Consider the following 12,227-nt stretch of genomic DNA (forward strand, 5'->3'; position numbering starts at 1 on the left):
CGCGTGGTCGCCGCCCCCCGGAGTCGGGTCAGCCGAACTCGGGCACGCCGTGCTCGCGGAACAGCGCCCGCAGCCGGTGCACGTCGTCGGTCACCGCCAGGCCGAGCGTCAGCAGCAGCCGCGCCTTCTGCGGCGTGAGGTCCTCGGCGGCGATGATCCCGGGCACGCCCGGGTCGTACACGGCGCCGGTGGTGTTGCGGCCCGCCGCGACGACCACGAGACCCGCGCCGACCGCCTCCCGCAGCGCACCGGCCTGCCGGTCGGACGGGTCGCCCGCCATCACCACGCCGGCGACCCCGGAGCGGGCGAACGCGGCCACGGCCTCGCCGCCCGCGTCGGTGTAGGAGTAGGCGATCTCGGTGCGCGGCAACCGGTCCGGGTCGATCCGGGTCAGGTCGAACGGGGTGCCCCACTCCGGGCGGCCGTGCAGCAGCACGCGGGCCGGCGCGCGGAGCAGGCGGATGTTCCGCTCGTCCACCACCCCGAGCGCGCCCCACTCGCGGCCCCGGAAGGCGTCCAGGCGCAGGGTGTCCGACTTGGCCGCGTCCCGGGCGGACAGGACGCGGTCGTTGAGCGCCACCACCGTGCCGAAGCCGGTCGTGCGGCCGGACGCGGCCAGCGCGACGGCGTTGTGCAGGTTGGCCTGCCCGTCGCTGCCCAGCGCGTTCCACGGCCGGAACGCCCCGGTGACGACCACCGGCTTGGGGCTGCGGACGGTGAGGTCGAGCCAGTAGGCGACCTCTTCGAGCTGCCGGGTGCCGCACAGCACCACGGCGGCGTCGGCGCCGGCGGCGAGGTGGGTGTCGACCAGGGTGGACAGCGCGTGGAAGTCGCGCAGGGTGCGGCACCCGCCGCCCTCGCCCTCGAAGTCGATCGGTTCGGTGCGCGCGACCCCGTCCAGTTCGGCGGCCAGGGCGTCGAGCAGCTCGGCCGTCTTGAGCGCTCCGCCGCGGTAGCTCTGGAAGTCCGACCGGCTCGCCGCGAGGCCCGCGATCGTGCCGCCCGAGCCGATGACGGCGACCGACGTCCGATTCGTTTTTTCATTCACAGGTACCCGATTGTCGCCGCCGGCCTACAGCGGCCCAATATCCCCTGGGTATAGGGGAGTTGTAGTCGGGCTCGGCACCGTGGTCCGCATGTTCACGAGCCCATGCGGACGTCTGAGTGCTGCGAGTTCGACGGTGCCCCTGACCTGGGCGGCGTGCCGTGGGTGACTCGGGCGGGCAGGGTGGTGCGCGGCGCCTGCCGCTCTCCGCGGCGCAGAAAGGCGTCTGGTTCGCGCACCAATTGGACGGCACCGGCCAGGTCTTCAATTGCGCCGAGGTGCTCGAATTCGCCGGGCCGCTCGACGTCGGCGCGTTCGCGGCCGCGTGGCGGCGGGTGCGCGCGGAGGCCGACGCGCTGCGGGTCGAGCGGTTCGCCGACGAGGACGGCCTGGTGCAGGTCGTCGTCCCCGAGGACGGGCTGCCCGAGCTGCCGGTGCTCGACTTCTCCGGCGAGCCGGACCCGGAGCGGCGGGCCGACGAGTGGACGGCGGCCGAGCGCGCCACGCCGGTCGACCTCGGCGTGGGCCCCGTCTCGGCGGCGGCGCTGATCCGCCTGGGCGAGCGGCGGTTCCGGTTCTATTGCCGCATGCACCACATCGTCACCGACGCGTACTCGATGCGGCTGCTGCACCGCACGCTGGCCGACCGCTACACCGCCCTGGTGACCGGCGCGGCCCCGGCGCAGCCCCCGCTGCGGTCGCTGACCGCGCTGGTCGACGCCGATCGGCGCTACCGCGAGTCGCCCGCGCACGCGGCCGACCTGGAGTTCTGGACCGGCACGTTCGCCGACGCGCCGGAGTCCATGCGGGTGCCCCCGATCGGTGGCCCCGGACCGGACACCGACCTCGTCGCCTGGCGCGTGGCGCGCGAGCTCGACGACGCCGCCCTCGGCCGGCTGCGCGAGGTCGCCGAGCTGACCGGCGCCACCTGGCAGGTCGTGCTGCTCGCCACCGTCGCCTCCTACCTGGGGCGGCTCACCGGGCGGCGGGACGTCGTGCTCGGCCTGCCCACCAGCGGCCGGCGCGGCATCGCGACGCGGCAGGTGGTGGGCATGGCGGCGGCGGTGGTCCCGCTGCGCGTCGACGTGGGGCCGACGGCCACCCTGACCGACGTGGTCGGGCTCCTGTCCGCCGCGCTGGCGGAGGGCCTGCCGCACGAGCGCCTCCGGCACGACGAGGTGGTCCGCGCGCTCGGCGTGAACGTCACCGAGGGCGGCTTCCTCGGCCCGCTGGTCAACTTCACGCCGTTCGACGACGAGTTCTCCTTCGCCGGCACCACCGCGCGGGCCCGCAACCTCGCCTCCGGCCCGCCGATCGACCTGTCCGTCAACGTGCACGGGCAGGACGACGGCCCGGTCACGCTCGTGTTCGAGGCCGAGCCCAGGCTGCACGGCCGGCGCGGCGTCGAGGAGCACGCCGACCGGTTCACCGCCTTCGCGCGGGACGTCACCGCCGTCCCGGACCGGCCGGTGGACTCGTTCGACCTGCTGTCGCACGCCGAGCGCCACGAGCTGCTGGTGCGCCGCAACGACACCGCCGCCCCCGTGCCGGACGGCGACATCGCGGAACTGGTGGAGCGGCGCGCGCGGCGCGCCCCCGACGCGGTGGCCGTGGTCCACGGGACGACCGAGCTGACCTACCGCGAGCTGGACGAGCGGGCCGAGTGGCTCGCCGACCGGCTGGCCGCGCGCGAGGTCGGGCCGGAGGACGTGGTCGCCCTCGTGCTGCCGCGCACACCGGACCTGGTCGTCGCCATGCTGGCCGTGCTCAAGGCCGGTGCCGCGTTCCTGCCGATCGACCTCGCGAACCCGCCCGAGCGGATCGCCCACCTGGTCGCCGACGCCGGTGCGCGCTGCGTGGTCAGCGACGCCGCGACCGAGCCCGCGCTGCCGCCCACCGCGGTGGAGGTGCTGGTCGTGGAGGACACCCGGCCCACCGTCGGCCGCGCCGCGCCCCGCCGACCGGTCCACCCGGCCAACCCCGCCTACGTCATCTACACCTCCGGCTCGACCGGTGCCCCGAAGGGCGTCGTCGAACCCCGGTCGGCGCTGTGCAACATGGTGTTCGACAACATCCCCCGGTACGGGACGCACGAGAACACCCGCGTGCTCCAGCTCGTCTCGCCCGGCGTGGACGCCTCGGTGGCCGACATCTGGCCCGCGCTCGTCGCGGGCGGGCGGCTCGTGCTCGCGCCGCCCGCCGCCGAGCTGCCGTTCGACCGGCTCGTGGAGATGTTGCGGGACAACCGGATCACCCACCTGGCGCTGCCGCCCGCCGTGCTGGCCAACGTGCCCGAGATCGACCTGCCCGACCTGGAGACGCTGCTCACCGGCGGTGAGGACGTGGACCAGCGGCTGTGCCGGCGCTGGGGACCCGGCCGCCGGATGCTCAACATGTACGGCCCGACCGAGGCGGGCGTGGGCTCGACCGGCAGCGCCCCGCTCACCGGCGAGAGCCGCCCCGACATCGGCACCCCGCTGCGCAACATGCGGGTCTACGTGCTGGACGGCGAGCTGCGGCCGACCGTGCCCGGCGCGGCGGGGGAGCTGTACGTGGCCGGCGCCGGCCTGGCGCGCGGCTACCTGGGCCGCCCCGGCCTGACCGCGGACCGGTTCCTGCCGTGCCCGCACGGCCTGCCCGGCGAGCGCATGTACCGCACCGGAGACCTGGTGCGCTGGCGCGAGGACGGCAACCTGGAGTACGTCGGCCGCGCCGACGACCAGATCAAGATCCGCGGCGCCCGCATCGAGCCCGGCGAGGTCGAGACCGTGCTGGCCGGCCTCGACGGGGTCGGCGCCGTCGCCGTCGTCGCGGACGAGGGGCCGCACGGCCGGATGAGGCTGCTGGCCTACGTCGTGCCGGCCGAGGGCGCGGTGGTGGAGCCCGACGAGGTGCGCCGGGCCGCCCGGCGGTTCCTGCCCAACCAGATGGTGCCGGACTCCGTGGTCCTGCTGGACGCGCTGCCGCTGACGGCGGCGGGCAAGCTCGACCGGCGCGGCCTGCCCAGCCCGGAGGACGTCGTCGCGACGCCCGCCGCCCCGGACGGGGCGGGCCCGGTGAAGGTCGTGCGGGACCTGCTGCGCGAGGTGCTCGGCGTGGCCGAGATCGGCCCGGACGAGTCGTTCTTCGACCGCGGCGGCGACAGCATCATCGCGTTGCAGCTGGTGTCCCTGGCCCGGCAGCACGGGCTGGAGCTGACCGCCCGCGAGGTGTTCGCCCACCCGACCGCGGCCGGTCTCGCCGAGGTCGCCCGCGTGCTCGACACCGAGGCGGCGCCCGAGGTCGAGCCGACCGGACCGGTGCCGCTGACCCCGATCATGCGCTGGGCCCGCGCGGGGCACGCCCCGATCGACGGCTTCCACCAGGCGGTCACCGTCCACACCCCGGCCGACCTGCGGCTCGACATGCTCGACCGGGCGCTGCGGGCACTGGTCGACCACCACGACGCGCTGCGGACCGCGCTGGCGCGGGACGACGACGGCGAACCGGTGCTGGACGTGCGCCCGACCGGCACGCCGATGCCGGACGGCTGGCTGCGCCGGGTCGACGCCGCCGGGTTCGACGCGGACCGGTTGCGCGCGGCCCTCGCGGAGGAGCGCGCCGAGGCGCGGCGCGGCCTGTCGCCCGAGGCGGGCGCGGTGCTGCGCGCGGTGTGGTTCGACGCGGGCCCCGCCGAGCGCGGCACCCTGCTGCTGGTGGTACACCACCTCGTGGTCGACGGCGTCTCGTGGCGGGTCCTGCTCCAGGACCTGGGCACGGCGGCGGCCGGCCGGGCGGGCGCGCTGCCCGCCGTGACGACGCCGATGGCCGCGTGGGCGCGGCGGCTGGCCGCCACCGCGGCGGCGGAGACCTACCGCGACGAGCTGCCGCACTGGACGGACGTGCTGTCCACACCGGACCCGGCCTACACCGCGGAACCCGACCCCGCCGTCGACACCTTCGCCACCGCGCGGACCGTCCGGCTCACCCTGCCGGCGGACGTCGGCGACGCGCTGCTGGACACCGTGCCCGCCCGCTTCCGGGCGACCGCCGGCGACGCCCTGCTGACCTCGCTGTCGCTGGCCTACGCCCGGTGGCGCGAGCGGCGCGGCGCGCCCCGCGCGGACGCCGTGCTGGTCGAGCTGGAGGGCCACGGGCGCGAGGAGATCGCGCCGGGCGTCGTCCTGGACCGCACGGTCGGCTGGTTCACCACCATCCACCCCGCCCGCGTCGACCCCGGCGAGGTGCCGTGGGCGGAGGCGGTCGCGGGCGGCCCGGCGCTGGGCGCCGCGCTCAAGCGGGTCCGCGAGCAGCTGCGGGCGCCGCGCGACAACGGCATCGGCTTCGGCGTGCTGCGCCACCTCGACCCGGCGTCCCGCGACGCGCTCGCCGCGCTGCCCACCCCGCGCCTGTGCTTCAACTACCTCGGCCGGTTCCGCTCGGCCGGCGCGGACGACTGGGGCATCACCGGCGCGGAGGACAGCTTCGCCGGCGGCGCGGACCCCCGGATGCCGATGCCGAACGTGCTGGGCGCCGACGCGATCACCCACGACACCGCGGCGGGCCCGCGCACCACGCTCATGCTGACCTGGCCCGGGCGCCTGCTCGACGAGGCCGACGTGACCGCGCTGCTCGGGCTGTGGGAGGCGGCGACGGCCGGCCTGGTCGCGCACGCCGCCACGCCGGGCGCGGGCGCGCTGCTGGCCTCCGACGTGCCGCTGGCGAACCTGACCCAGGAGCGGGTCGACCGGATCTGCGCCGCCTACCCCGGCGCGGTGGACGTCCTGCCGCTCGCGCCGATGCAGGAGGCGTTCCTGTTCCACAACCTGCTCACCGAGGGCGGCCTGGACGTCTACGCCTCCCAGGTGCGCGTCGACGTGGAGGGCGACCTGGACCCGGAGCGGCTGCGCCGGGCGGCGGAGGCCACCCTGGCCCGGCACGACAACATCCGCGCCGCGTTCGTGCACGACGACGAGGACGGCACGGCCGTGCAGGTGGTGCCCGCGCGGGTCGAGGTCCCGTGGACCGGGTACGACCTGACCGGAGTGCCCGACCAGGAGGCCCGCGCGGCCGAACTGGCGGCCCGCGAGCGGGTCGGCCGGTTCGACCTGGCCGCGCCGCCCGCGCTGCGCCTGCTGGTGCTCCGCCTCGGCCCGCGCCGGCACCGGCTGGCGCTGACCACGCACCACATCCTGTGGGACGGCTGGTCCACCGGCATCGTGCTCAAGGAGCTGTTCGCGCTCTACGGCGACCTCGACGCCGACCTGCCGCCCGTCGCGCCCTACCGCACCTACCTGGAGTGGCTGGCCCGGCAGGACGTCCCCGGCGCGCGGGCGGCGTGGGCGGCTGCGCTGGCCGGCGTGACCGGCCCGTGCCACGTGCACCCGGCCGAGCGGGCGGGCACGCCCGAACCGCACCGGCAGATCCGGCGCGCCCTCGGGGCGGCGGAGTCCGACGCGCTGACCAACCGGTGCCGCGCGCTCGGCGTCACGCTCAACACGGTCGTGCAGTGCGCGTGGGGCTACGTGCTGTCGCGGCTGACGAACTCCGACGACGTCCTGTTCGGCACGTCGGTCTCCGGCCGGCCGCCGGAGCTGCCCGGCGTCCGGGACATGGTCGGGCTGCTGACCAACACGGTGCCGGTGCGGGTGCGGGTCGACCGCGACGAGTCCCTGGCCGCCCTGGCCCGGCGCACTCAGGACGAGCAGGCCGCGCTGCTGCCGCACCACCACCTGTCCCTCGCCGAGATCCAGCGCCAGGCCGGTTTCGGCGGCGGCAAGAGCCTCTTCGACACCACGACGATGGTCGTCAACTACCCGCTCGACCCCTCGGTGTGGCCGAACTCCCTCGGCGACCTCCGGGCCGGTCCCTACGGGTTGGAGGACGAGACGCACTACCCGCTGCGCATGGTCGCCATCCCCGGCGACCGGCTGGAGCTGTGGCTGGGGCACCGCCCGGACGCGTTCGACGACGCCGCGGCGGCTGCGCTGTTCGACCGCTTCACCACCGTGCTCGACCGCTTCGCGGCGGACCCCGAGCGGCCGGTCCGCGAGCTGTACGCGGCCGAGGCCGGCGACCGGCGACGGCTGCTGGCCGAATGGGGCGGCTACGCCTGAGCCGCCCGTGAACACCCGAACCACCGGTACGCCGGGTGCCGCGCACGTCCGACGCGCACGTGCCGAGCCGAGTCCGCATGGAGGATCACCGATGTCCCTCGACATCCACCTGCTCGTCGCACGACAGGCCGCTGCCACGCCCGAGGCGATCGCCGTCGTCGACGGTCCCCGTTCGCACAGCTACGCGGACCTGGAGTCCCGCGCCGAGCGCCAGGCCGCCGCACTGCGCGCGGCCGGCGTCGGGCCCGGCTCGGTGGTCGGCGTGTGCCTGCCGCGCGGCGTCGACCTCGTGGCCGGGCTGCTCGCGGTGTGGAAGGCCGGCGGCGCGTACCTGCCGCTCGACCCCGACCACCCCGGGCAGCGCAACGCCCTCGTGCTGCGCAACGCCGGCGTCCGGCAGCTGCTGGCCGCGCCCGGCGCCACCGCGCCCGACGTGCCGGACCTGGTGGTGCTCTCGCCGCACGACCTGCCGGAGGCCGCCGGCGCCCCCGCCGTCGACTCGAACGGCGACGGCGCGGCCTACGTCGTGCACACCTCGGGCTCCACCGGCACGCCGAAGGGCGTCGTCGTCACGCACGCGGGCATCGCCAACCGGGTCGACTGGGCCGTGCGCGGTCAGCGGCTGACCGCGGCGGACCGGGTGCTCCAGAAGACCGCGATGACCTTCGACGCCGCCGGCTGGGAGATCTTCGCCCCCCTGACCTGCGGCGGCACCGTGGTGCTCGCCCCGCACGGCGCGGAGCGCGACCCGGCCGCGCTGGTCGCCGCCGTGGTCCGCCACGACGTCACGGTGCTCCAGGTGGTGCCGTCGGTGCTGCGCGCCCTGGTGGCCGAGGACGGCTGGGACGGCGCCGGCGCGCTGCGGCTGCTCACCTGCGCGGGCGAACCGCTGCACGCCGAGCTGGTGCAGCGCTTCCTCGGGCTGCTCCCCGCGCCGGAGCGGGTCGAGGTGTGGAACACCTACGGGCCGACCGAGTGCTCCATCGACGTCACCGCGTTCCGCTTCGACCCCGCGCAGCGCTCCGGGCCGGTGCCGATCGGGCGGCCGATCCCCGGCATGCGCGTGCTGATCGCCGACGACCGCCGCGACCCGGTCGACATCGGCGTGACCGGCGAGCTGTACGCGGGCGGTGTCGGCGTCGCCCGCGGCTACCTGAACCTGCCCGGCCGCACGGCCGAGGCGTTCGTGCCCGACCCGCACGGCCCCGCCGGCGCGCGGCTGTACCGCACCGGCGACCTGGCGCGGTGGCGCGAGGACGGCTACCTGGAGTACCGCGGGCGCGTCGACCAGCAGGTCAAGGTCAACGGCGTGCGCATCGAGCCGGGCGAGGTCGAGGCCGCGCTGGCCGCGCACCCCGGCGTGCGGGCGGTGGCCGTCGTGCCGTTCGCCACGCCGGACGGCGGCACCCGCCTCGTCGCCTACCACGAGGCGACCGGCCAGGCCGAGGTCGGCGACCTGCGCGCCTACCTGGCCGAGCGCCTGCCCGCCACGCACGTGCCGTCGGCGTTCGTCGGACTCGACCGGCTCCCGCTGCTGGCCAGCGGCAAGGTGGACCGGTCGGCGCTGCCCGAGCCGGCGGCCGGCGAGGAGAAGGTCGCGCCGCGCACCGCGGCCGAACGGCTGGTCGAGCGGGTGTGGTGCGACCTGCTGGGCGTGGACGAGGTCGGCGTGCACGACGACTTCTTCCGCCTCGGCGGCTCGTCGCTCCAGTTCACCCGGCTCGCCAACCGGCTGCGCAAGGCCACCGGCACGGCGATCGACCTGCCGAAGCTGCTCTCCGCCACCACCCTCGCCGAGCAGGCCGCGCTGGTCGTCCCGGTCGAGGAGGTCGACGAGGCCGCGCTGCGCCGCATCCCGCGCACCGGCCCGCTGCCGGTCTCCACGGGGCAGCGCCGGCTGTGGCTGCTCGACCGGATGCAGCCCCGTGCCCGCGAGTGGGTCTCGCCGCTGTTCCTGCGGGTGCCCGGCGACACCCCGGACGAGCTGGTCCGGGCCGCGCTGGACGGCCTGCTCGCCCGGCACGAATCGCTGCGCACCCGGTTCACCACCGACCGCGGCGAACCCGTCCAGGTGGTCGACCCGCCCACGACCGCGGACCTGCGCGTCCTGGGCACGACCGCCGACGGGCTGGCCACCGTGCTGGACGGGGAACTCGACCGGGGCATCGACATCGAGCGCGGGCCGCTGGTCCGCTCGGTGCTCACCGCGAACGACGCCGCGGGCGACCGCGTGCTGGTCGTGCTGATGCACCACATCGTCTGCGACGGCTGGTCCTCGGCGGTCCTGGAACGCGACTTCACCGAGCTGCTCGCCGCGGCGCGCGCCGGCCGCGCGCCGGACCTGCCCGACCTGCCCGTGCAGTACGCCGACTACGCGGTGTGGCAGCGGGAGCGGGCCGAGGGCCCGGCGGTCGAGGAGGAGCTGCGGCACTGGCGGACGGTGCTCGACGGCGCGTCGCCCCTCGTGCTGCACACCGACAAGGCCCGCCCGGAGGTCCGCGACGGCCGCGGCTCGATGGTGCCCTTCACCGTCTCCGCCCTGGTCGCCGAGGCGCTCGACGAACTCGGCCGCGAGCTCGGCGCCACGTCGTTCATGACGCTGCTGTCCGGCTTCACCACCCTGCTGGCCCGCTACACCGGCCAGTGGGACGTGGTGATCGGCACGCCGGTGTCCGGGCGCGACCGCGCCGAGGTCGAGGACGTGGTGGGCTTCTTCCTCAACAGCGTCGTCCTGCGCTGCCGCCTCGACGGCAGGTCGTCCTTCCGCGACACCCTCGCCGGCGTGCGCGACACGTGCCGCGACGCCCTGGCGCACCAGGGCCTGCCGTTCGAGCTGCTGGTCGCCGACCTGGCCCCGGAGCGGGACCTGTCGCGCACCCCGCTGTACCAGGTCGCCTTCGACCTGCACGACGGGCGGCTGACCGGTTCCGCGGCCGACCCCGACGACCTGGGCACCCTGCTCGACCTGTCGCGCACCGCCCGGACCGACCTGACGCTGTACCTGCGCCGCGAACCGGACGGCCGGTACGTCGGCGGCTTCGAGTACGCCACCTCGCTGTTCGAGCGCGCCACGGTCGAGCGGATGGCCGAGCACTTCGTCCGCCTGCTCACCTCCGCCGCCGCCGACCCGGGCGCCCGCCTGGCCGAGATGGACTTCGACGGGGCGCGGCGCCCGGCGCGGCGCCCGGCGAACCGGGTCGCGGCCTCGTTCGGCTCGGTGCCGCGCCTGGTGGAGCGGCAGGTCCGGGCGGCGCCCGACGCGGTGGCGCTGGTCGCCGGCGCGGACACGGCGACGTTCGCCGAGCTGGACGCGCGGGCCAACCGGATCGCCCACCACCTCCGGCGGCGCGGCGCGGGACCGGACGCGGTGGTCGCGGTGGCCCTGGACCGCGGGATCGACCTGATGGCGAGCCTGCTGGGCGTGTGGAAGGCCGGCGCCGCCTACCTGCCGGTGGACCCCAACCTGCCGCAGGAGCGGATCGGGTTCATGCTGACCGACGCCGACGTGCCGGTCGTGCTGACCTCCTCCGCGCACGCGGACCGGATCGGCTGCCACGCCTCGGGCCACGTGGTCCACCTGGACACCGACGCGCCGCTGATCGACGCGGAACCGGCCGACGCCCCCGACCGGGTCGACGACCCGGACCTGCTGGCCTACGTCATCTACACCTCCGGCTCGACCGGACGGCCGAAGGGCGTGCAGATCACCCACGGCGGCCTGGCCAACCACCTGCGGTGGGCCACCAACGAGCTGGCCATGCGCGGCCGGCGCGGCGGCGCGGTGTTCTCCTCCGTGGCGTTCGACCTGGTGGTGCCCAACCTGTGGGCGCCGCTGATGGCCGGCCAGCCGGTGCACCTGCTGCCGTCCGACCTGGACCTGGCCGACCTGGGCAGGCTGCTGACGGACGCGGCTCCGCTGAGCTTCCTCAAGCTCACCCCCGGCCACCTCCAGATCCTGACCGACCAGCTCTCCGAGCAGTGGCTGGCCGACCTGGCCGAGGTCGTCGTGGTGGCCGGCGAGCCGCTGCCGCCCGCGCTGGCCGAGCGGTGGCGCCGGGCCCTCGGCCCGGGGCACCTGATCAACGAGTACGGCCCGACCGAGTCGTCCGTGGGCACCTGCGTCTTCCCGGTGGACGAGCCCGTGACGGGCGACACCGTGCCGATCGGCCAGGCGCTGCCCGGCATCGAGGTGCACGTCCTCGACGAGGCGCTGAAGCCCCTGCCGCCCGGCGTGGTGGGCGAGCTGTACGTCGGGGGAGCGGGCCTGGCGCGTGGCTACCTCGACCGCCCGGCGCTGACCGCCGACCGGTTCGTCCCGTCGCCGTTCGGCCCGCCCGGGGCCCGCCTGTACCGCACCGGCGACCTGGTCCGCCTGCTGCCCGAGGGCGACGTGGACTTCGTCGGCCGCGCGGACGACCAGGTCAAGGTCCGGGGCTACCGGGTGGAGCTGGGCGAGATCACCGCCGTGCTGGCGGACCACCCGGACGTCAAGGACGCGGTCGTGGTGACCGCCAAGGGCCCGGCGGAGTCCGTGCGGCTGCTCGCGTACTGCGTGGCCGCGCCGGACGTGGCGGACCTCCCGGAGGCGCTGACCGCCCACTGCGCCGCCCGGCTGCCGGACTACATGGTCCCGGACGGGGTCGTGGTGCTGGAGCGGATGCCGCTCAACGCCAACGGCAAGGTCGACAAGGCGGCGCTGCCGCCGTTCGAGGAGGCGCGGACCACCGGGTTCGTGCCGCCGCGCGGCCCGGTCGAGGAGCGGGTCGCGGAGATCTTCACCGACCTGCTGGGCGTCGGGGTCGGCGGCGACTCGCACTTCTTCCGCTCGGGCGGCAACTCGATCCTGGCCATCCGGCTGGTCGCGGCCCTGCGGTCGGTGTTCGAAGTGGACCTGCCGATCCGGTCGGTGTTCGAGGGGCCGACGGTCGCCGAGCTGGCCGCCGTCGTCGAGGCCGCGATCCTCGCCGAGGTCGAGCAGATGTCCGAGGAGGAGCTGATCGCCCGGACCTCGCCGGAGGTCTGAGCCGATATAGCCGCCGTATTGCCCGGCGGTCGAGAGTTCCAGAGCCGCAAGCGCGCCGGGTGCG

3 protein-coding genes are annotated in these 12,227 nt (G+C 76.0%); 2 read left to right on the forward strand and 1 reads right to left on the reverse strand.

Going from position 1 to position 12,227, the window contains the following annotated elements:
* Positions 1 to 28: 28 nt before the first annotated feature.
* Positions 29 to 1,048, reverse strand: a complete 1,020-nt coding sequence (locus J2S66_RS05535; protein WP_310304557.1) for an asparaginase — start codon at positions 1,046 to 1,048, stop codon at positions 29 to 31.
* Between the two features lie 158 nt (positions 1,049 to 1,206).
* Here J2S66_RS05535 and J2S66_RS05540 point away from each other — a divergent pair, with 158 nt between their 5' ends.
* Both J2S66_RS05540 and J2S66_RS05545 read left to right on the forward strand, forming a co-directional pair.
* Positions 1,207 to 7,140 carry a non-ribosomal peptide synthetase gene (locus J2S66_RS05540; RefSeq protein ID WP_310304560.1) on the forward strand — a complete coding sequence of 1,978 codons (5,934 nt, stop codon included), beginning with the start codon at positions 1,207 to 1,209 and terminating at the stop codon, positions 7,138 to 7,140.
* Between the two features lie 91 nt (positions 7,141 to 7,231).
* Positions 7,232 to 12,163 (forward strand): non-ribosomal peptide synthetase, encoded by a 4,932-nt coding sequence (locus tag J2S66_RS05545; RefSeq protein ID WP_310304562.1) that lies wholly within the window; start codon positions 7,232 to 7,234, stop codon positions 12,161 to 12,163.
* Positions 12,164 to 12,227: the final 64 nt, after the last annotated feature.

The sequence above is a fragment of the Saccharothrix longispora genome, assembly GCF_031455225.1.
In the GTDB taxonomy this organism is placed as follows: domain Bacteria; phylum Actinomycetota; class Actinomycetes; order Mycobacteriales; family Pseudonocardiaceae; genus Actinosynnema; species Actinosynnema longispora.